Genomic DNA, 22,498 nt, shown 5'->3' on the forward strand with positions numbered 1-22,498 from the left:
AATGAGGTGATTATAGGATGGAATATAATCAAGATATGAAAAATAGATTGAAACGTATTGAAGGTCAAGTTCGTGGTGTGCTTCGTATGATGGAAGAAGGAAAAGATTGCCGAGAGGTTATTACACAGTTAACGGCATCTCGTTCTGCACTTGATCGTACAATTGGACTCGTTGTTGGAACGAATTTAGAGCAATGTTTGCGTGAACAGTTTGAAAGTGGAAATGGTTCAAATGAAGAGTTAATTAAAGAAGCCGTTCAATTACTTGTAAAAAGCCGATAATCTGTCAAACGTAAGTGTTGACAGATTTTCAAAAACGGTTCAATATACCCCTATAGGTATATGTATATAAATTGTGGAGGAATCGATTATGAGTATAAAAGTGGATATGAGTTTAGATTGTAAAGGTTTGGCTTGTCCGATGCCTATTGTGAAAACGAAGAAGGCGATAGAAGGATTAGCACCAGGGCAAGTGATTGAAGTTAAGGCAACAGATAAAGGATCTACGGTAGATATAAAAAGTTGGGCTAGTAAAGTAGGACATCAATATATCGGGACGAAACACGAGGGTGATGTATTGGTGCATTATGTTAGGAAAGCAAACGAGCATGAAGTGAATGAAGTTGTGAAATATCCACATACAATTACGAATGCAGAATTACAGTCTATATTGTCTCATGGAGAAGAGAGCATTGTATTAGATGTTCGCGAAGCAGCGGAATTTGCTTTTGGCCATATTCCATCCGCCATTTCGGTGCCATTAGGTGAATTAGACAGCGCAGTATTAGATAAGATGAAGCAAATTTATGTTATTTGTCGAACTGGTAACCGTAGTGATGTAGCTTGCCACATGTTGAAAGAGAAAGGTTATGCAAATGTGAAAAATGTCATCCCAGGCATGTTAGAGTGGAAAGGGAATGTGGAAAAATAAAATTTTTTAAATAAAAATATACCTACGGGGGTAATGAGATGGATATTAAAGCATTACAAGCAAAAGATGTTGCAGAGAAAGTTTTATTCGGAGAGTTATTCATTTTAGATGTTCGTAATGAGGCGGATTATGAAGATTGGAAAATTGAAGGGAAACAAGTTTCTTCTATTAATAAACCTTATTTTGACTTGTTAGATGGTGTAGATCATATTGTCAGTGAACTACCTAAAGATAAAGATGTTTTAGTAGTATGTGCAAAAGAAGGGTCTTCTATATTTGTGGCAGAGCAATTAACAGAGGCTGGATTAGAAAATATTTATTATTTATCTGGTGGTATGAAGGCTTGGAGTGAATATGTAAAGCCTATAAAAGTGGGAGATTTAAAAGATGGCGGAAGTATGTATCAGTTTAACCGTCTTGGAAAAGGTTGTTTATCATATATGGTTATTTCAAACGGTGAAGCAGCAGTTATTGATGCGGTAAGGACAGCCGAGGCATATGAAGAATTTGCGAAAGAGCATGCTGTTACGATTACGAATGTAATGGATACACATTTACATGCAGACCATATTTCTGGAGGACGTAAGTTAGCGGAAAAAGTAGGGGGTACGTATTGGTTACCGCCAAAAGATGCGGAGGAAGTCGTTTTCTCATACGAACCGCTCGTTGAAGGATCTGTTATTACGGTGGGGGGGACTAAAATTGAAATTGACGCGTTATACTCACCAGGGCATACGATTGGAAGTACGTCATTCATTGTAAATGATTCTTATTTATTATCAGGCGATATTTTATTTGTAGATTCAATTGGGCGTCCTGATCTTGCTGGTAAGGCTGAAGATTGGGTGAGTGATTTACGTAATACTTTGTATAGCCGATATAAAGAGCTATCTCAAAATTTAGTTGTGTTACCGGCTCATTATTCAAAAGTAAGTGAAATGAACGAAAGTGGTATTGTTAGCGCAAAATTAAAAGATTTATTTGAGCATAATGCAGGATTAAATATTGAGGATGAGGGAGAGTTCCGTAAAGTTGTAACAGAAAACTTACCACCTCAGCCAAATGCATATGAAGAAATTCGTCAAACCAATATGGGTAAAATTCACCCAAGTGTGGATAAAGAGCGTGAAATGGAGATTGGTCCAAATCGTTGTGCAGTGCACGAATAATGAAATAAATAAAAAATGGAGGAATTGATGATGAATATAAAACAAGTGTTAGATGCGAAAGGTTTAGCATGTCCAATGCCGATTGTAAGAACAAAGAGAGCAATGGATACTTTGCAAACTGGAGAAGTGTTAGAAATACATGTAACGGATAAAGGGTCAGTTAAGGATATTCCAGCGTGGGCAAATAAATGTGGCCATGACATCGTAAAGCTTGAAGAAGAAGGCGATGTGCTGAAGTTTTGGATTAGGAAGGCGTAGTGAAGCAATAGTTTTGTAAATATAGAGAGGTTGGTTATATGAACACAATATTAAGTACGCTTTTTATTGTACTTGCTGCAGGGTTTGTTATTTCACGATTTTTACCAGTGAAAGGTGTGCAAAATATAAATGGCAAAGAATTGAAAAGTATAGTGGGGAAAAAGGGGAAGTATTTTATTGATGTCCGTACAGTAGGTGAATATAGAGGAAATCATATGAAAGGATTTCAAAATATCCCGCTAAATGACTTGGCTAGTAAGACAAATCAATTAGATAAGAATAGGGAAGTAATCGTTATTTGTCAGAGTGGAATGAGAAGTAAACAAGCAGCAAAGGTATTAAAAAAATTAGGATTTCAGCACGTTATCAATGTTTCAGGCGGTATGAATGGTTTGTGAGGAGGAAATGTAAAATGAAAGAAATGACAGCAAAAGAATTAGAAGAAAAATTGTTACGTAAAGAAGCAGTAAATATCGTAGACGTACGTGAAGTAGAAGAAGTAGCTGAAGGGAAAATTCCAGAAGCGTGTAATATTCCACTAGGACTATTGGAGTTTCGTATGCATGAGTTGGATAAAAAGAAAGAGTATATTATCGTTTGTCGTTCTGGCGGAAGAAGTGCACGAGCTGTTCAATTTTTAGAGAGCTACGGTTTTCAAGTGATCAATATGGTAGGTGGTATGTTAGCGTGGGAAGGTAAAGTAGAATAGGGCGAAACAATTTTTTATAAAAATAAAAATACCCCTATAGGTAATTGGAGGGAAAACAACATGGAACAACAGAAGAAAACAACAATCGTTTTATTTAGCGGAGATTATGATAAAGCGATGGCTGCTTATATTATTGCAAATGGTGCAGCGGCGTATGATCAAGAGGTAACTATTTTTCATACTTTCTGGGGATTAAATGCTTTAAGGAAAGATGAACATGTAGAGGTAAAGAAAACTTTCATAGAAAAAATGTTTGGAAAGATGATGCCACGCGGCGCTGATAAGATGGGATTATCTAAAATGAATTTTGCTGGTATGGGACCAAAGATGATTAAAGGTATTATGAAAAAACATAATGCGATGCCGTTACCAGATTTAATTGATTTGGCGAAAGAACAGGGGATTAAACTTGTCGCTTGTCAAATGACAGTAGATTTATTAGGGTTAAAAGAGGAAGAGATTATGGAAGGGGTAGAGTTTGCAGGAGTAGGAGCTTATTTAGCAGATGCTTCGGATGGGAATGTGAATTTATTCATTTAAATCACCTTCTTTTTAGAAGGCGGGGGATATAAGGTGAGTTTAGTCGTATTACTTTTTATAATTGGGTTTATAGGATCGTTTATATCAGGAATGGTTGGAATTGGCGGTGCGATTATTAATTATCCGATGATCTTATACATTCCGGTATTGCTAGGATTTACTGGCTATACTGCACATGAAGTGAGTGGTATTACAGCGGTGCAAGTATTCTTTGCAACTTTCGCAGGGGCATGGGCTTATCGGAAAAGTAATGATATGGATAAAACGCTCGTTGTGTATATGGGAGCTAGTATATTAATAGGAAGTTTCATAGGTAGTTTTGGTGCTAATGCATTAGAGGAACATACGGTCAATGTTGTTTATGCAGCGTTAGCAACAATTGCTGCTATTATGATGTTCGTACCGAAACGAAATAATGGTGATGAATTGAAATATAATAAATGGTTAGCAAGTGTGTTAGCGTTTATTGTAGGAGGTGTTTCGGGCATTATTGGAGCTGGAGGTGCGTTTCTTTTAGTTCCTATTATGCTAGTTATTTTAAAATTACCATTGCGCATGACGATAGCGACATCTATCGCTATTACGTTTATTTCCTCAGTAGGGATTACGACTGGAAAAGTGATTACTGGACAAGTAGTTATCATTCCAGCTCTAATTATTGCGGTTGCAAGTATATTTGCTGCGCCACTTGGAGCGCGAGTCGGGAAGAGGATAAATCAAAAAGTACTACAATATATGTTATCGATTTTAATTGTCGGCACTGCTATTAAGATGTGGATTGATATGATATCGAAATAAAAGGATGGGCTGCTTGCAGCCCATCCTTTTATTTATGCCCAAATAACTTTCATTAAGTTTTTATATTCGTCATTCGCTAATTTATATAGCATTCTCGTATGTTCAAAGACAAGTGCTGGATTAAAGTTTGGTTCTGAGAATGCAAGAGATGTTGAAATATCAATTGCATTTTGCTTGTTTAATGTGAATTTTGCAAAGCGATAAGATGTATTTAATTCATTGATGACATGTAAAATATCATTTGTTGATGTTGCATCAGGTACGTGAGCAACATTGAAGCAGTATATATCCACCGTAGGATGTTCGTTTTGGAAAGCAGCGATAAGTTGAATTTTTGCGCCAGCTTCAGTCTCTAATCCTACTGAAAAATGAACAGAGCCATCATTTTCATCTATATTTTCTTCCATGTATATATCGTTGGATTTTAAGTAGTCTTTAAAATCTGAGATGTTATGTTTTACTGCAGCTTTCATATGTATGAGCCCCCTGATAATTGGAATAGATTGCTACTATTTATTATAATTTAAAAATATTAAAAAAGATAGTTAGAAAGTTCTGATTTTTAATTCTGAAGAAATAAAAAGAAGCCGTACTCTACCTCCATAGAGTACGGCTTCTTTACTATTCATTGTCGTTAGACGATGTTTCTGTATCTTCACTGCTATTTTTGTTCTTATTTTTCACTTCATTGTTACTTGATTCGCGTTCACTTGAATTTTCAGACTTAGATTCTTTTGTCTTTTTCGAATCAGAGTCTGAGTCAAACTTTGTATATGCAGGTAGTCCAAGATGAGTACGAAGTTCATTTGTAACATTAGCTAATTCTTTTTTATCTGGATTGTAGTAGTAAGTTCGACCACCACCAGCAGATTTGCTACAAGTATCGTCACCTTTTGCCATATAGCAATCATCACCTTGGATTTGTAATTTCTCAATTTCCGAATCCGATCCATATTTATAGAATGACAGCATATCATCAAATGTTAAGTTTGTAACGAATTGGCCGTTAATATCATCAATGATGTTGCCAACTTTTGTTACAGAACCAACACTTGTTAGTTTCTTTAAAATAGCCTCGATAACGAGTTGTTGACGTTGTCCACGCATTGCATCACTATCGATGTGTCTTGTTCTAGCAAGAGCAAGAGCTTCTTCGCCATTTAGCTTTTGAACACCTTTTTCTAGGTGAATAGCCTCAGCATTATCATTGCTATCTTGCTCAGTAAATTCAACTGGTACATCAACTTCAACACCGCCCAAGTCATCGACGATTTTTATAAATGATTTAAAGTTGAATTTTACAAAATAATCGACAGGAACATTCATTAATTTTTCAACTGCATCAATGCTTGCTTGTGGTCCACCATTTTTTCCGTTTTTAGCAGAACCGAATGCATGAGCGTGTGTAATTTTATCTTTTTTCTTTTCTATTGGAATATAAGTATATGTGTCACGTGGGATACTTAATAGTTTAACAGTTTTGCTATCTTTATTAAATGTTGCAAGTAAAAGCGCGTCTGTTCTTATAGCTTCACCATATTCTTTTCCACGGACATCGCTTTCATCAACACCCATTATTAAAACAGAGACATTGTTTGTAATAGGTTTTACAGCCTTATCACGTAAATCAGATTTATCACCGCGTGCTAAATCGTGTGCGGCATTTCGAACAGCAGAAGATGCTTTATTTACTAAAAACCAAGTATAACCGCCGCCTATTAATAAAACGAATAGTATAGCGCTTATAATAATTTTTATTTTTTTCTTATTTTTTTTCGGTTTATTGCGTGTATTTTCTTGCAAAGATGGGTTTTGCTCCATTTCCTGTACTCCTTCATTTGGATTGAAATACGACACTCATATCCACTTATTATAATGAAATTTAGCGAAAAAAAACATTACAAAACATTTACATTTCGTAAAAATTCAATATATTTATAAAAAGTCAGATTTTCTATATTATATTTTTGAGATGTAGAATAAGTATAAGTTGTTTTAGTAGAAATGAAAATATGTATTGTGAGAAAGTGATAGAGAAGTAAGATTTGTTGAAATATAGCCAAGAAGAAACGAGTAGGTTTACTAAGTTTTTCTATATAATAAAGAAGAACTTTACGGATAAAGGAGAGAGCATAATGAATCATACATCATTCCGAGCAATCGTTGTGAACGAAAAGGAAAATCATCAGTTTGTAAGAAAAGTTGTTGAGAGAGAAGTAAGTAGTTTACCTGAAGGAGACGTATTCATACAAGTTCATTATTCTTCATTAAATTATAAAGATGCTCTTTCAGCTACTGGTAATAAGGGTGTTACGAGAACATATCCTCATACGCCAGGAATTGATGCTGCAGGAGTGGTTGTGAGTAGTGAAGATGCTACCATTAAAGCAGGAGATCAAGTTATTGTAACGGGATATGACTTAGGTATGAATACCTCTGGTGGTTTCGGAGAATATATTCGCGTGCCATCATCTTGGGTCGTGCCTTTACCGGAAGGAATGTCATTAAAGGAAAGTATGATGTATGGGACAGCAGGTTTTACTGCGGCTTTGTCGGTATATAAGCTTATTGGAGCAGGAGTCAAGCCTAGTATGGGAGATGTTTTAGTAACGGGTGCTACAGGCGGCGTAGGGAGTGTAGCTGTTAGTATATTAAGTAAGCTAGGGTTTAACGTAGTAGGAGCGACAGGAAAAATGGAAGAGGAAGATATGCTACTACGTCTAGGAGCGAAAAAGGTGATTCATCGCGCGGAATTGAATGATGAATCAGGAAGACCGATGTTAAAAGGGATATACGCGGGAGTTATCGATACTGTAGGTGGACATATGCTAGAAACAGCTTTAAAAACAGTAAAGTATGGTGGTTGTGTAACGACATGCGGTAATGTGGCAGGCCAGGAACTACAAACAACGGTATATCCGTTTATTTTACGAGGTATAAGCCTTTTAGGGATAGATTCCGTGCAATGCCCAGTAGATGTGAGAAGAGATGTTTGGACGCTTTTAGCGAAAGAATGGGGAAATAAAGAGTTACTATCTTATACAGAAGAATGTACATTAGAAGAATTAGAGAAGAAGTTTGCACTTATATTGCAAGGAAAGTTAAAAGGAAGAACAGTTGTTAAAATATAATGAAAAAAGAGACGCTTAAGTTAGCGTCTCTTTCTTATTATAATGATTGTTTTAGATTGATTTTTCCTTGTTCACCTAAAACACCGTCAGCGATATTTACAGCGTGATCGCCAATGCGCTCTAAGTTACTTACCATATCGACGAAGATGATACTTGCATCACCTGAACAGCTGCGTTCGTTTAGACGTAATACGTGACGTTTACGAAGAACACGTTCCATTTGGTCGATTTTGCGTTCTTTGGCAATAACAGTTTGAGCTAGTTCAGTATCGAAGTTTGTTAAAGCTTCAACTGAGTCTTGCAGTGTTGAAATTGTTAACTCAAGCATTTCGTTTAATTCAGCTAATGCTTCATCTGATAGTGAAACACGGTTTGAAATTTGGAAATCTACAAGTTCTACAAGGTTTTCTACATGATCACCGACACGTTCAATATCTCCAACAACACCTGCTAAAACAGAATGTTTTTCAGAATCCGTAGGTGAAAGTGGCTTTTCTGATAGTAAAACTAAATACTCGGTAATTTTTTTATCTAAATTGTTAATAGCTCCTTCTAATTGAGTAGCCATGTTTGCGTGTTTTTTGTCTTGTGTATTTAAAAATTGATTTGCTTCTTTTAATCCATGTAATGAGAACTCAGCCATACGGATAATCTCTTTTTGAGCTTCAGTTAAAGCGATGGCTGGAGATTGTTCAATAAAGATTGGATTTAAATGTTGTGGTTTGAAGTCAATCGCTGCATCTTCACCACGAATAATTTTTGTTACGATCCATGCTAACACTGCAATAAACGGGAATTGAATGATTGTATTTGTTACGTTAAATGTTCCGTGTGCAAATGCAATAGTCATTTCTGGATTCAAGTTTAATGATGTTTGGAAATATTGAATTAAACTTGTAAATGGTATTAATAAAATTGTAAAGATAATTGTACCGATAATATTAAAGATAACGTGAACTAATGCTGCACGTCTTGCTGCAATTGAAGTACCGATTGCTGCTAATACAGCTGTAATTGTTGTACCGATGTTATCACCGAATAATACAGGAAGAGCTGCTTGTAAATCGATTGCACCTTGACCGAATAGTTCTTGTAAAATACCGATTGTTGCACTTGAACTTTGTACAATTAAAGTAAAGACTGTACCGACAACAATTCCTAAAATTGGATTATCACTCATGCTCACTGTTAATTCTTGGAATGATTCTAAAGAACGAAGAGGTTTCATACCTGCGCTCATTAATTCTAAACCGAAGAATAACATACCAAAACCGAATACAACTTGACCTACAGAATGTACTTTTTTATTTTTAAAGAAGAATAGTAAGATTGCTCCAACTGCCATAACTGGGAGAGCATATTCTCCGATTTTAATTCCGATAATAAATGCAGTAACTGTCGTACCGATGTTTGCACCCATAATAACACCGATTGCTTGTCTTAATGTCATAAATCCGGCACTTACAAGTCCGACTGTTAAAGCGGTTGTTCCTGAACTGGATTGGATTAATACAGTAACTAACATACCTGCTAGTACACCCATAAGTGGGTTTGTTGTAAAACGATCTAGAATATCGCGAAGACGATCTCCAGCTGCTTGTTGCAGTCCATCGCCCATGTATTTAATCCCGAATAAGAAAATACCTAATCCACCAATGAACTGGAAGATCATATCTTGAACATTATATTCCACGCATTCCACTCCTTAAATTTCATGTACGATGTAATTATTAACTGAACCTTGAGTCACTGTAAACGGTTTGCTAGTAAAATTTACACTAAATTTACAAAGGGAATAAAAGTTTACAATCCCTTAAAGAAACAACTGCATTTCATTGGTTTTTATCTTGTATAAATCTTAATTTTGTAAAGAAATCACACTTTTTAGAATAATGTTGTTCAGTCGAATATCAAGGAAAGCGTCTGCAAGTTCATCGTATATTTTTTGATGAACTTAAAAAAAATATGTAGGGAAATGCATGTAGTTTTAGAACAGCAAAATGAGGGAAAACAATTCTTTTAACATGATAAAAAAGCCACTGAATTATCCAGCAGCTTTTTCCGTGTTTTTATCGCCATGCTTTTGTTTTCTTATGCTTGTAATGTAAATGAAGAGAAAAGCAATAAGTAATAGAGAGGAGTAACGATATACAGTTGCATAGTTTGTAAAGTGAGCAATAAATCCAAAGATAATCGCTCCAGCGCCGATTCCAAGGTCAAATGCGGAGAAGAATGTAGCAGTTGCTACGCCGCGTCGATGCGGTGCTACGCGGTCAATCATCCATGCTTGTAGTGCAGGTTGGATCGCTCCAAAACCACTTCCGTAACATGCTGCAGCAATAATTAAGCTCGGAATTGTCGTCGTATACGACAATAAAATAATACCTGTAAACGTTATAATAACTCCCGGAATGATGACGAATGTATGGCCTTTCGCATCATATAGCTTTCCAGAGAATGGACGAGTCACAGCGATTGCTAGTGCGTTACATAAAAAGAAGAGACTAATATCAGCTATGCCGACTTCTGTAGCAAATAGTGTGATAAAACTTCCGATTCCTCCGTACATTAATGTAATACATAATATTAATAATGAAGGAAGTAAAGCTTTACGCCCAATAAATCCATCGAGAAAAGTACTAGATGATTGTTGTGGAGGCTGTTTCGTTTTTTGGATTTGAAGTAGTTTCGTTAATATTAATGAAACAATTGTGCACGATAATGCACATAAAAAAAGAATTGTGAAGTTATATGTTTGCATAAGCCATAGTCCGATAAGTGGACCGAGGGCCATTGCAAGTGTTCCAGAAAGACCAAAATATCCCATGCCTTCTCCGCGGCGAGCTGAGGGAATTAAATCAGAAACGACAGTTCCATATGTAGTCGTTGTAATACCGAAACCAGCTCCGTGCAAAATACGAACAGCAAGCAAGAGAAAAATAGTTGAGGCGAAAAGGTAACTGCCCATAGCGAGTAAACAAATAGCAGTACCGGTCATTAAAATGATTTTTTTATTGAATTTTTGCAAGGCGTTCCCAGTTAGCGGTCTAACAAAAAGTGCCGCAACGGTAAACATGCCGACAACAAATCCGATATTTGAACTTGTGCCACCAATTTCTTTCACATAAACAGGTAAGGTTGGAATTAACATTTGAAACCCTAAAAACATACATAAGTTTGCAAAAATTAAAGCAACAAACTCTTTTGTCCATAACGGTTCTCGTTTTACGAGTATTGCTTCTCCCATATATTCATCCCCTATATAAAATTTTCTCTTTTCTTTCGAGTATATGTATTGGCCAATGCAACAGTCAAGGAAGGTGTCTTGAAAACGGATAACAATTTTTAAGGTGAAAAACTGACAAATTTGTGTAAAGGCTACACAACTATGAAAAAAAGATGTAAAGTATAGATGTATAGACTTGTAGGTGTTAAGAATGATAGAAATTGTTTTTTCTTTAAAGAAAGCGGATTCAAAGGAGTAGTGAACAAGAAGGGGATATATACTTTTTCACTACATATATTTGAAAAGGTTTACAATATGATGAAGAAAGAGGCGTGTACATATGAGACGATTAGGTATTTCTATTTATCCAGAACATTCAACAGTAGAGAAAGATAAGGAGTATTTAACATTAGCAAGTAAATATGGGTTTACACGTGTGTTCACATGTTTATTATCTGTGGATGGAGAAAAAGAGAAAATTATTGAAGAATTTAAAGAAACGATCTCACATGCGAATGCATTAGGGTTCCAAGTATTAGTGGATATTAGTCCATCTGTTTTTGAACAATTAGGTATTTCGTATAATGATTTATCATTCTTCCATGAATTGGGTGCGTACGGTATTCGTTTAGATGTTGGTTTTTCAGGATTAGAAGAATCAATTATGACTTATAATCCGTATGGTTTGAAAATTGAGATTAATATGAGCAATGGTACGAAGTATGTAGATAACATTATGAGTCATAGACCAAATCGTGAAAATTTAATTGGTTGTCATAATTTTTATCCGCATCGTTATTCAGGGTTATCATACGATCATTTCATTAAATGCTCGAAACAATTTAAAGATTACGGTATGAGAACGGCTGCTTTTATTTCATCATTTGATGCAACATATGGACCTTGGCCAGTAACAGAAGGGTTATGTACATTAGAGCAGCATCGTGAATTACCGATGACAACACAGGCGAAACATTTATTCGCGACGGAATTAATTGATGATGTTATTATTGCAAACGCATATGCGTCAGAAGAATTACAAGCACTAGGTGCATTAAATAAAGAGAAACAAACATTTGATATAGAAATATATGATACAACGACAGAACTAGAAAGAATTATCGTATTAAACGAACCACATTTTTATCGCGGAGATGTATCTGAATATATGATTCGTTCTACACAAAGTCGTGTGAAATATAAAAAAGAAGAGTTTAAACCTCATAATACGCGTGAAATTAAGCGTGGGGATTTATTAATTGATAATGAACAATATGGTCAGTATAAAGGCGAATTACAAATTGCATTAAAAGATATGGTGAATACAGGAAAAACAAATGTAGTTGGTCGAATTGTAGAAGAAGAGATTTTCTTACTAGACTATTTACAAGCATGGGATAAATTCGGATTTACATTAAAGAAATAGAGAGAATATAAAGAGCGAGAGGAAGAGCTATGACAAAGGTGCATCAGCGATTAATTTCTATTTTAGAGGAATTTTTAGAAGAGAAATCGATGTTAAATCGAGCTTTTTTAGCGGGCCGTTTACATGTATCGACGAAGACGATTCAAAAGGATATAAAATTATTAAATGATATATTGGAAGAAAATGGAGCGAAAATCGAATCGCAAAGAGGGACTGGGTACGAATTAGAAATTATACAAAAGAAGAAATTTGAAGACTTTTGTGTGAGTCTATTTCAAAAACAGACGGAAAAGATCCCAACTTCTTATGAAGAAAGAATAGCGTACATTCTGCAGCGTGTTTTAATGACAGAGGGATATGTGAAGCTTTCAGAATTAGCGGAAGAGATGTATGTGAGCAAATCAACGGTCAATTTAATTATGAAAGATGTTACAGATATATGTGGTCGCTATAAATTACAAATTGAGAAGAGACCGTATTATGGTATACGTATTGTTGGAGAGGAATTTAATATTCGTTCTTGTTTATCACAATATGGTTTACCGCGTTATGACCATACTCCGTTTCATGAGCAATTTGAGCAGACGGAGACATATTTATCGCTACCGCATATATCACTCATTCGTTCAATTATATTAAAGTATATTGAAGGCGGAACAATATATTTATCTGATATAGAAATTGATAATTTAGTCATTCATATTGCAATCGCATTAAAGCGTTGTCAAAGTCAACATTATATGAAAGGACTGCATGCGGAGCAATCAGAACTTATAATAAAGAAAGAATATACAATTGCGAAGCAGATTTTAGGAGATTTAGAGAAAGCATTAAAATTTTCATTTCCAGAAGAAGAAGTATTATATGTGACGATGCATTTATTAAGTACTGCTGTTACAACGAGAAATCGCTATGAAAATATAGAAGAGCTATTAGGGAAAGATATATATGCATTTATGCAATATATTCTTTTTAAAGTAGCGGAAGAACGGAATCTTATTTTTTATTATGATGAAGAATTATTATTTGGATTTGGTATTCATTTAAAAACGTTATTAAATCGTTTGAAGTATAAGTTAAATACGAGAAATCCTCTTTTGGCAGAAGTGAAAAAGAATTATCCGTATGCTTTTGAAATTGCGGTTCTCGTTGGAGATATCATTGGTGAATATACGGGTGAATCGATCCCTGAAAGTGAAATTGGTTATATTGCAATTCACTTCGGTGGAGCTATGAGCCGTTTGCAGGAGCAAAATCAAAAGAAAAGATGCTTATTAGTTTGTGCGACTGGTCAAGGAAGTGCCCAACTATTAAAATATAAAATTTTATCACAGTTCCGAGATAAATTAGAGATTGTAGGTATTACAGGCTATTATCAATTGAAAGTAGAAGATCTTTATAAAGAAAAAATAGATTGTATTATTAGTACGATTCATATACCGAGTGGCTTGCCTGTTCCAGTTATAAAAGTGAATTCAATATTTGATGATAAAGAGATTAAATCGATTGGTCAGCGGTTGTTTACGCATGTGAATACTAGTGTGCAGCCTTATATTAAGGAAGATTTAATCTTTTTAAATTATAGTGCTTCTACGAAAGAGGATGTTATTCAGTTTTTATGTGAGAAAGCTGCTGAGAAACGCTATGTACCAGAAAACTTTTATGCTTCTGTTATGGAAAGAGAAAATACGTCTCCGACAGCGGTTGGGAATTCAGTTGCAATCCCGCATCCGATGCAGTTATTAAGTGAGGAAACTTTTTTGATGTTTTGCACACTTGAAAAGGCTGTTGATTGGGGAGATAAAAAAGTACAAGTAATTATTTTATTTAGTGTAAAGCGCAATAATAATGAAGATTTGCAAAGGCTTTATGATTTTTTATATGATATTATGTCTAGTCAAACTACGATAGAGAAACTTACTCAGATCGAGGTAATTGAAGATTTTCAAGAGATTTTATTATCATTTTGAAAAAGTATATAAAAACTTCCGTTACATAACGGAAGTTTTTTCAGGCTGTGGAGAAAGTCTTCTCCACAGCCTGTTTTTGTGTCTGAACCTCTTTTTATGTGTCAACACTGATAAAAAAGAGGAAAAGGAGAGATTTTTTATGATGGGTGCTTTAAAAAATCATCGTGATGAGCGTGTATCTGTTTCTGTAGAAGAGTTGGTTCCACAAGATCATTTCCTTCGTGCAATTGAAGCGACAATTAGTTTTGATTTTATTGAAGAGAAGTTACGCCCTTATTACTGTGAAAACAATGGACGCCCGTCCATTCATCCTATTGTTTTATTTAAGATGATGTTTATTGGATATTTTTACGGTATTCGTTCTGAGCGTCAATTGGAAAAGGAAATTAAAACGAATATTGCCTACCGTTGGTTTTTAGGGTTTTCTCTATCGGATACTATTCCGGATCACTCTACAATCAGTTGGAATCGTCGTACTCGTTTTATTCATACAAATATTTTCGAAGAAATTTTTGATGAGATTGTGAGACAAGCGACGGAGCACCGGATGGTAGGAGGACGTGCACTGATGACAGATTCTACACATATTAAGGCCAATGCCAATAAAAATAAATTTGTACATAAATATAAAAAAGAAAAAGCAAAGTTTTATATAGACGAGCTAGAAGCTGCGGTAATCGAAGATCGTGAGGTACATGGAAAAAAGAATTAAAACCTAGAAAGGAAAGTGATACCCCTACCAAAAAAACTCGTATAAGTACAACGGATCCAGATAGTGGATTTTTAATGAGAGATGGAAAACCAAATGGTTTTCATTTCTTGGATCATCGTACGACTGATGCGAAGTACAATATTATTACAGATACCTATGTAACGGCTGGAAATATGGCAGATTCCGAGCCGTATTTAGCACGCCTCCAAGCTCAGATTGATAAATTCGACTTCAAAGTAGAAGCTGTTGCCCTTGATGCTGGCTATTTTACAGGATATATCTGTAAGAAACTATCAGAACGGAATATATTTATGGTGATGGGGTATCGCCGATTTGGAAAACGGAATAAAGAAGTACCGAAAAGCCAATTTAAATATGTAGAAGAAATGAATGTTTTCGCTTGTCCGATGGGATGTATTCTAGAATATGTAACAACTGATCGTGAAGGATACCGTCAATACAAATCGAATCCAGAAGACTGCGCTGTTTGTCCGTTACGTGAGGTGTGCTTTTCAAAGAAACAAAAACAAAAAGTTATCACTCATCATGTGTGGGAGAAATATAAGGATATTGCTAGAAAAAACAAGCTAACAGCTACAGGGAAAAGGTTGTATAAAGTACGCTGTTCCACTATAGAGCGAAGCTTTGCAGACGCCAAAGAACTACATGGCTACCGCTATGCCCGGTTTCGAGGGCTGAAGTCTGTCCAAATGCAAGCTTATCTCACCGCAGCTTGTCAAAACATGAAAAAAATAGCCCTCCACCTGACCAAAAAGGGTCAGGTGGAGGGCTATTTTTTAAAATTCTATTATTTTATGTTGTTTTTATTCGCTAAAATCAAAAAAGATTCCAGAGTGTTGGGAACCCTAAAGGGTTTCCCAACACTCTGTAAAAACTTCCGTTACATAACGGAAGTTTTTTATGTTTAATTGTATGCGTTTTCATAATAAGGTGGAAATATAGAAAACATATAGCTTGGGGGAATTTAAAATGGCTGATATGCAAACTCCATTTGCGTTAATTTTACATGGTGGCAATGCGAGAAGTGCTGCGCTTGAAGCAATTGCTTTTGCAAGACAAGGGGATTTCGGGAATGCCGGTGAAAAGATGAAACTTGCTAGTGAGGAAATTTCAGCAGCGCATCGTATTCAAACGGATTTAATTCAAGAAGAGGCAAGAGGAAATCATGCAGAAATTAGTTTACTGTTGGTGCACGCACAAGATCATTTAATGAATGCAATTACAGTGAAAGAACTGGCTGAAGAATTTATTGCTCTTCATAAACGAGTAGAAGAGAAAGTGACCGTATAAGATGTACATTTTATTATGTTGTGCAGCAGGTATGTCAACGAGTATGGTCGTAAGAAAAATGCAAGAAGAGGCAAAGAAACAGGGGAAGAATTATAAAATTAAGGCAGTTGATTCAGAACTAGTGAAGCTTGAAATTAAGGAAGCCGATGTCGTTTTAATTGGCCCACAGGTGAAATATTTATTTCCAGCTGTAGAGTTTCTTGCAAATTCATACAATATACCAGTTGCGATTATAGACCAACGAGATTATGGCATGTGTGATGGTTTGAAGGTGCTTAAGCAAGCAGAACAATTAGCTTTAGCATAATTATATCTTTTTAAATATAAACATTATAATGTTATAAAGTTTATTTCGTTCTTTTATAGTAGAGAGAAAGAGGAGGGCTATTGATGAATGGGTTTATGAGTTTTATGGAACAAAAGATTATGCCAACAACGCAAAAGATTGCAGGACAACGACATTTATTAGCAATTCGAAACGGGGTTATTTCTACATTACCGTTAACGATCGTCGGATCATTTTTTGTTATCTTTTTAAATTTACCAATTGATGCATATATGGAATGGATCGCACCGTTTCGCCATATTTTAGATATTCCATTCCGATTTACAGTAGGACTAATGGCGTTATACGCAGCGTTTGGTGTAGGGGCTTCGCTCGCGAACTTTTATCAGCTCAATCAGTTAAGTGCAGGGTTATTATCTGTACTCGCCTTTTTACTAGCATCAGTTGAACCAATTCAAATTACGAAAGCTGTACCAGGTGTTATTGATGCAGGGAGATATATTTCAGTAGGAACATTAAGTGCAACGTCTTTATTCGGCGCAATTGTTACAGCATTAATTGCAGTAGAAATTTATCATTTTATGATTAAGCATAATATCTCGATTAAATTACCAGATAGTGTACCACCAGCAGTTTCAAATTCGTTTGCAGCATTAATTCCAACATTAGCAGTTATTCTTTTATTCTGGGGCATTCGCTACGGTTTGAAATTTGATGTGAATACAACGATCACATATTTAATCGCACCATTAAAATCAGTATTAGTAGGAAATAATTTATTCGGTGGTTTATTAACAGTATTCTTAATCGTGTTTTTCTGGTCATTCGGTATACATGGACCAGCGATTTTAGGACCAATTATTCGTCCGATGTGGGATTCAGCAATTCTTGAAAATATGGAAGTATTCACGGCTACAGGAAATGCACATCAGTTACCAAACTTATTTACAGAGCAATTTATTCAATGGTTCGTATGGATTGGCGGATCAGGCTCAACGTTAGCTTTAGTAATTATGTTTATGTTCTCTAAATCTAAGTTCCTAAAAGAGTTAGGTAGATTATCATTCGTACCAGGTTTATTCAATATTAACGAACCAATTATTTTTGGGGCACCGATTGTAATGAACCCAATTCTAATTATTCCGTTCGTTATTACACCGTTAGTGACAACGACAGTATCATATTTTGCAGTTGTTTCAGGTATGATTCCACTTATGATGGCGAAACTGCCATTTACGATGTTAGCACCAATTGCAGCGGTAATTAGTACGGACTGGACAATTATGGCTGGTGTACTTGTACTTGTTAACTTTGTCATCTCATTCGTTATTTACTATCCATTCTTCAAAATGTATGAGAAACAACAATTAGCAGGAGAGGAGAAAACAGAATGCTCGGAGCAATTATCATCTTAATTACATTCGTGGTCGGACAGTGTATTGCCCATTATTCGAAATGGGTACAAAGTAAATCTTTATTAGTGTTACTACTAGTATCAGTTTTATTTATTGGTTGTTCAATGGGTGCATATGTAATGTTAGGATTGCAATCACCGTACGTAATTATTGTACCGACAATTTTATGTGCAACGTGTTTATCTGCAAAATATAGATTTACGAGCATGGCATTAATACAACGTGTGAAGGAGATGCAAAAGCATGGAGCGTAAATTAGGAATTTCACTTTATCCAGAACATTCAACGAAAGAAAAAGATATGGCTTATATTTCCGCAGCGGCACGACACGGTTTCTCAAGAATATTTACTTGTTTGTTATCTGTGAATCGTCCGAAAGAAGAAATTGTAGCTGAATTTAAAGAGATTATCAATCACGCAAAAGATAACAATATGGAAGTTATTTTAGATGTAGCTCCAGCTGTGTTTGATCAGCTTGGTATTAGTTATAGCGATCTATCATTTTTCGCAGAATTAGGCGCAGACGGTATTCGTTTAGATGTAGGTTTTGACGGATTAACGGAAGCGAAAATGACGAATAATCCGTACGGTTTAAAAATTGAGTTAAATGTAAGTAACGATATTGCGTACTTAGAAAATATTCTTTCGCATCAAGCGAATAAATCAGCTTTAATTGGTTGCCATAATTTTTATCCGCAAAAATTCACTGGTCTTCCATACGATTATTTCATTCGCTGTAGTGAACGCTTTAAAAAGCATGGTATTCGCAGTGCAGCCTTTATTACATCACATGTCGCAAACATCGGTCCATGGGATATTAACGATGGATTATGTACATTAGAAGAGCATCGTAATTTACCAATTGAAGTACAAGCGAAGCATTTATGGGCAACAGGGTTAATTGATGATGTCATTATCGGAAATGCTTATGCGAGTGAGGAAGAGTTAGAGAAACTAGGAAACTTAAATCGCTACATGTTACAGCTAAAAGTGCACTTTGTAGACGAAGCGACTGAAGTAGAGAAGAGAGCTACGCTGCAAGAATTACACGTAAGGCGCGGCGACATAACAGAGTATATGGTACGTTCTACAGAAGTACGTAAAAAGTACAAAGATTATGACTTCCCAGTGCGTGAAAGTGTGCTGCAGGAAAGAGGGCAAGTTGTAATTGGAAACAATTCATTTGGTAAGTATAAAGGTGAACTGCAAATCATTCTGAAAGAAATGCCGATAGATGAACGGAAAAATATCGTCGGTACAATTGCGGAAGAGGAGTTATTCTTACTAGATTATGTAGGAGCTTGGACGCAGTTTACTTGTGTGGAATAGGGAAGATAGGGGGCGTTCCAAATTTTGGACCGCCTTTTTAATATTAAAGTACTTTTAACGTCAAAATTTGTCGGTAAATCGATATCTCTTGTCGAATCGTTGATATATTATAAGTTACGATAGATATATTCGAAAAATCGTTGATATATTGTAGGTTACGATAGATATATTTGAAAAATCGTTGATATATTGTAGGTTACGATAGATATATTTGAAAAATCGTTGATATAATTTCATTTACTATGTTATTTTTCAGTAGTTTAATAGAGTAAAAAAAGAGCCAGTCTCAACGATGAGACTGGCTCTTTTTTTACTAACTAGTTTAATACTTTAACTGTAACTGTTTTACGTCCCCAGCTACTTGATGAACCTTTATCTGGCATTAAAACATCAATTTTATTTCCTTTAATAGCTCCACCAGTATCACCAGCAATTGCTACTCCGTAACCTTCAACCCATACTTTTGAACCTAATGGAATGACACTTGGATCAACTGCAATTAGTTTCATGTTTGGATTAGCTGTTAAGTTGTGGCCTAAAGCTGATTTTACTTGGTCGCCTGCTTTATAACCATTTTCAAGTGGATCTGCTGTGTAAGCTGTTGCTACAACACGTAACTCACGAGAAGATGATGGTGCACTTGTTTCAGTTTCTTTTGCAACAGGTTGTTGTGTAGCTGGTTTTTGAGCTTTAGCCGCTTCTTGAGCCTTAGCCGCTTCACGAGCTTCAGCTGCTTCTTGAGCCTTAGCTGCTTCACGAGCTTCAGCTGCCTCTTGAGCTTTAGCTGCTTCACGAGCTTTAGCTGCTTCTTGAGCCTTAGCCGCTGCTTGAGCTTTAGCTGCCTCTTGAGCTTTAACTTCTGCTTGAGCTTCAGCATCTGCCTGAGCTTTAGCTGCTTCTTGAGCCTTAGCTGCTTCACGAGCTTTAGCCGCTTCTTGAGCTTTAACTTCTGCTTGGGCTTCAGCTGCTTCGCGAGCTTTAGTTGCTTCCACTGCTTTAGCTTTTGCTTGAGTTTCAGCTACTTCCTGAGCTTTAGCAGCTTCACGAACTTTAGCTGTATCTTGAACTGTAGTCGTTTTTTCAACTTTAGCTACTGGTTGAACTTTAACTGGTGCTTTACCTGTTAAGTAAGGAACATGAACATAAGCTGTTTTTCCGTTATATTCAAATTGAATCCAATCATTTTGTACTTGGTGTGTTGTTTCAATTACATCATCTTTTTTCAACTTACCAAGAATCTCTGAGTCTGTGTTTGCCCCAGCACGTACGTTTAATACGTTTGCTGTTACGTAGTAAGTGTCTTTTGTATAGTCAGCGCTTATGAAAGCTTCTTTACCGCTATTCAATTGAACTTTTGACCAACCATTTTCTGTATGTAAAACATTTACTTTATATCCATCTAATAATTTTCCTACAACTTTTGATTCAGTAGTTGGGTTTTCTCGTACGTTTAGTACGTCAGTCGTTACGATTGTTTCTGCTTTAGCAGATGTTGTGAAAATCCCAAGACCAAAAACCGCTGCTGTTGCTATACCCATAAATTTTTTCATAATAGCCTCCATTGCATTTGTTTTCGTTGACCTCATTATAGCAACCATTATTTTCTTATTTGCGAAAAACATAAAATTACAAAGCTTTCGTAACGGGGCATTAATATTCTGTAACAATTCCATAAATATCCTGATAGCGCTTCCTTGTTGTTTTTTGGCGTATTAGGGCATATGAAACACAAAATGAGTAGTATTTCAATTACCGTAACGTTAATAATGTTACATTAATATTTCTTGATGATATCTAAAATGTTACAAAAATAGCTTATTTTACTGTTTGAATGGAAATTTAGTTATGAAACGATAATCTTTTTAGGCGTGAAAATATATAAATGAGGTGAAATTTAATAAAATATCGATATAATTGTTACAAAATCAGTCGAAGTATGGAAAAAATTACGCCTTGATTTTCGTCTGTTACATAGTATTTTTGCAATAATAGAATTAGATAATAGCCTTAGTACCTATAAATAATGAAGAGTATTAGAATGGTAGTTGTAACGTGAAACATATATAATAGAAGAAACTCAATTTAGTAGATAAATAAAAAACGCAGGAGTGTAAACTCCTACGTTTTTGTTTATTCATATCGTAAACATTCAATTGGATCCAGTTTGGCAGCTTTGTTAGCTGGCAGTAAACCGAATATAATACCGATTAACATTGAGATACCTACTGCAAGAAGTCCAAGTTCTTTTGAGACAACGAGTGGCCATCCAGCAAAGATTGAGACGATCCAAGCGAAGAAAATACCGAGCATGAATCCGATGAAACCACCAAGTCCTGTTAATATACAAGATTCGATTAAGAATTGTGTTAATACTTTACCACGTGTTGCACCAAGTGCTTTACGAATACCAATCTCACGTGTACGTTCTGTTACAGATACGAGCATGATGTTCATTACACCGATACCACCAACAAGTAAGGAGATAGCGGCAATACCACCGAATACCATTTTCATCATACCGATTGATTCGTCTAGTTGTTTCGTAAATTCACCTAAATCTTGTGCTTCGAATTTGTGCTCAAATTTAGGAGCTTTCATTTCGTTTAAGACAGAAACAGCTTGTTTTTCTACACTTTTACGTTCTGTCGGAGAGGTCATTGTTAATCTTACAGAGTCATACTCATTTACTCCTGAAATGACAGGCGCATTTTCAAGTGATGTATAACCCTCAGGCATAGGCATTCCAAAGTCATTTTTCGTTTCGTATACACCAACTATTTTATACGGCTTTCCTTTTATATCTGTGTATTGATTTGATTCCCAACCACTACTAAATAATTTGTTGAAAGCTTCTTCATTTAATATAACAGCAGGGATTGCTTGATTTAGTTCACTGTCATTTAATTCACGACCGTGAACTAATTTTATTTTCGAATCTGTCATAAAGGCGCCTGTTCCACCTTTTAAATCAAGATTTACATCTTTTGAACCAGCAGATGCTTTTACTTTCATACTTACGTCTGGATACACATCTTTAACGCCTGGTACAGTTTGCAGACGGTTTAGCATATCAGGTGTGATTTTGGCACTATCTGTTCCGTAATCAGGATTGTTGTAGTAAATCGTTACTTCGTTATCTTTTCCTTGGCCTAATTCTTTTTTAAACTTTGCGTTTGTACCATCACCCATTGAAATGATAGTAATAATGGCACTAATACCGATAATAATACCTAACATCGTTAAGATAGAACGCATTTTATGAGCAAAGATAGAGGAAAGGGCCATGCG

General features: G+C 35.6%; 22 protein-coding genes and 1 pseudogene. 17 read left to right on the forward strand and 6 right to left on the reverse strand.

What is annotated here, in order from left to right; translation table 11 throughout:
• The first annotated feature begins 17 nt into the window (after positions 1-17).
• The 8 genes from AC3WVZ_RS02210 to AC3WVZ_RS02245 all read left to right on the forward strand — a co-directional run bounded on the left by AC3WVZ_RS02210 (position 18) and on the right by AC3WVZ_RS02245 (position 4,404).
• On the forward strand, positions 18-281 hold the full coding sequence (locus AC3WVZ_RS02210) for a metal-sensitive transcriptional regulator (protein ID WP_000456206.1): 264 nt from the start codon (positions 18-20) through the stop codon (positions 279-281).
• Positions 282-369: 88 nt separating this feature from the next.
• Complete coding sequence (locus AC3WVZ_RS02215) at positions 370-930, forward strand: sulfurtransferase TusA family protein (protein ID WP_000023952.1); 561 nt, start codon at positions 370-372, stop codon at positions 928-930.
• Positions 931-968: 38 nt separating this feature from the next.
• On the forward strand, positions 969-2,099 hold the full coding sequence (locus tag AC3WVZ_RS02220) for an MBL fold metallo-hydrolase (protein WP_000351647.1): 1,131 nt from the start codon (positions 969-971) through the stop codon (positions 2,097-2,099).
• Between the two features lie 27 nt (positions 2,100-2,126).
• The gene (locus tag AC3WVZ_RS02225) at positions 2,127-2,357 is read left to right on the forward strand and encodes a sulfurtransferase TusA family protein (RefSeq protein ID WP_002182462.1); all 231 of its coding nucleotides are present in this window, start codon (positions 2,127-2,129) and stop codon (positions 2,355-2,357) included.
• 38 nt (positions 2,358-2,395) lie between these two features.
• Positions 2,396-2,755 carry a rhodanese-like domain-containing protein gene (locus tag AC3WVZ_RS02230; RefSeq protein ID WP_142408428.1) on the forward strand — a complete coding sequence of 120 codons (360 nt, stop codon included), beginning with the start codon at positions 2,396-2,398 and terminating at the stop codon, positions 2,753-2,755.
• A 14-nt stretch (positions 2,756-2,769) separates the two neighbouring features.
• A complete protein-coding gene (locus tag AC3WVZ_RS02235) occupies positions 2,770-3,066 on the forward strand; it encodes a rhodanese-like domain-containing protein (RefSeq protein WP_000661797.1) in 297 nt (98 codons plus the stop codon).
• A gap of 60 nt (positions 3,067-3,126) precedes the next feature.
• The gene (locus AC3WVZ_RS02240) at positions 3,127-3,606 is read left to right on the forward strand and encodes a DsrE/DsrF/DrsH-like family protein (RefSeq protein ID WP_000437719.1); all 480 of its coding nucleotides are present in this window, start codon (positions 3,127-3,129) and stop codon (positions 3,604-3,606) included.
• A 33-nt stretch (positions 3,607-3,639) separates the two neighbouring features.
• Positions 3,640-4,404 carry a sulfite exporter TauE/SafE family protein gene (locus AC3WVZ_RS02245; protein ID WP_233935951.1) on the forward strand — a complete coding sequence of 255 codons (765 nt, stop codon included), beginning with the start codon at positions 3,640-3,642 and terminating at the stop codon, positions 4,402-4,404.
• Positions 4,405-4,436: 32 nt separating this feature from the next.
• On the opposite strand, the gene AC3WVZ_RS02250 is transcribed toward AC3WVZ_RS02245, so the two are convergent.
• Both AC3WVZ_RS02250 and AC3WVZ_RS02255 read right to left on the reverse strand, forming a co-directional pair.
• Positions 4,437-4,877: a hypothetical protein gene (locus tag AC3WVZ_RS02250; RefSeq protein WP_000642362.1), complete on the reverse strand. Its 441-nt coding sequence runs from the start codon at positions 4,875-4,877 to the stop codon at positions 4,437-4,439.
• A gap of 148 nt (positions 4,878-5,025) precedes the next feature.
• Positions 5,026-6,225, reverse strand: coding sequence for an LCP family protein (locus AC3WVZ_RS02255; RefSeq protein WP_000437390.1), 1,200 nt, complete (start codon positions 6,223-6,225; stop codon positions 5,026-5,028).
• A 314-nt stretch (positions 6,226-6,539) separates the two neighbouring features.
• Between AC3WVZ_RS02255 and AC3WVZ_RS02260 the strand changes: the two genes are divergently transcribed.
• Positions 6,540-7,535, forward strand: coding sequence for a YhdH/YhfP family quinone oxidoreductase (locus AC3WVZ_RS02260; protein WP_001016960.1), 996 nt, complete (start codon positions 6,540-6,542; stop codon positions 7,533-7,535).
• 37 nt (positions 7,536-7,572) lie between these two features.
• Here the strand turns inward: AC3WVZ_RS02260 and AC3WVZ_RS02265 are convergent, their stop codons facing one another.
• Positions 7,573-9,228, reverse strand: a complete 1,656-nt coding sequence (locus AC3WVZ_RS02265; RefSeq protein WP_000456278.1) for a Na/Pi cotransporter family protein — start codon at positions 9,226-9,228, stop codon at positions 7,573-7,575.
• A 351-nt stretch (positions 9,229-9,579) separates the two neighbouring features.
• Entirely contained in the window at positions 9,580-10,782 is a 1,203-nt protein-coding gene (locus AC3WVZ_RS02270) for an MFS transporter (RefSeq protein WP_233935952.1), read from the reverse strand.
• A 319-nt stretch (positions 10,783-11,101) separates the two neighbouring features.
• On the opposite strand from AC3WVZ_RS02270, the gene AC3WVZ_RS02275 reads away from it, so the two are divergent.
• From AC3WVZ_RS02275 to AC3WVZ_RS02310, 8 genes and pseudogenes are all read left to right on the forward strand, one after another.
• Entirely contained in the window at positions 11,102-12,187 is a 1,086-nt protein-coding gene (locus AC3WVZ_RS02275; protein WP_050821658.1) for a DUF871 domain-containing protein, read from the forward strand.
• A 29-nt stretch (positions 12,188-12,216) separates the two neighbouring features.
• A complete protein-coding gene (locus AC3WVZ_RS02280) occupies positions 12,217-14,157 on the forward strand; it encodes a BglG family transcription antiterminator (RefSeq protein WP_227078143.1) in 1,941 nt (646 codons plus the stop codon).
• Between the two features lie 139 nt (positions 14,158-14,296).
• Positions 14,297-15,666, forward strand: a pseudogene (locus AC3WVZ_RS02285) (IS1182-like element ISBth7 family transposase); the annotation flags it as partial.
• A 193-nt stretch (positions 15,667-15,859) separates the two neighbouring features.
• On the forward strand, positions 15,860-16,180 hold the full coding sequence (locus tag AC3WVZ_RS02290) for a PTS lactose/cellobiose transporter subunit IIA (RefSeq protein WP_000774631.1): 321 nt from the start codon (positions 15,860-15,862) through the stop codon (positions 16,178-16,180).
• Position 16,181: 1 nt separating this feature from the next.
• Positions 16,182-16,487 carry a PTS sugar transporter subunit IIB gene (locus AC3WVZ_RS02295; RefSeq protein WP_000275641.1) on the forward strand — a complete coding sequence of 102 codons (306 nt, stop codon included), beginning with the start codon at positions 16,182-16,184 and terminating at the stop codon, positions 16,485-16,487.
• A gap of 83 nt (positions 16,488-16,570) precedes the next feature.
• Positions 16,571-17,881, forward strand: coding sequence for a PTS sugar transporter subunit IIC (locus tag AC3WVZ_RS02300; protein ID WP_001013053.1), 1,311 nt, complete (start codon positions 16,571-16,573; stop codon positions 17,879-17,881).
• On the forward strand, positions 17,857-18,135 hold the full coding sequence (locus AC3WVZ_RS02305) for a hypothetical protein (RefSeq protein ID WP_000900048.1): 279 nt from the start codon (positions 17,857-17,859) through the stop codon (positions 18,133-18,135). Before AC3WVZ_RS02300 ends, AC3WVZ_RS02305 begins: the two co-directional genes overlap by 25 nt.
• Positions 18,125-19,210 (forward strand): DUF871 domain-containing protein, encoded by a 1,086-nt coding sequence (locus AC3WVZ_RS02310; protein ID WP_000440054.1) that lies wholly within the window; start codon positions 18,125-18,127, stop codon positions 19,208-19,210. The genes AC3WVZ_RS02305 and AC3WVZ_RS02310 overlap by 11 nt, the downstream gene beginning before the upstream one ends.
• Positions 19,211-19,527: 317 nt before the next feature.
• Here AC3WVZ_RS02310 and entC read toward each other — a convergent pair whose 3' ends face one another.
• Positions 19,528-20,883, reverse strand: a complete 1,356-nt coding sequence (gene entC / locus AC3WVZ_RS02315) for a cell wall-binding protein EntC (RefSeq protein WP_233935953.1) — start codon at positions 20,881-20,883, stop codon at positions 19,528-19,530.
• A gap of 457 nt (positions 20,884-21,340) precedes the next feature.
• Positions 21,341-22,495 (reverse strand): ABC transporter permease, encoded by a 1,155-nt coding sequence (locus tag AC3WVZ_RS02320; protein WP_001986269.1) that lies wholly within the window; start codon positions 22,493-22,495, stop codon positions 21,341-21,343.
• Positions 22,496-22,498: the final 3 nt, after the last annotated feature.

This window comes from Bacillus sp. CPT56D-587-MTF (genome assembly GCF_058792335.1).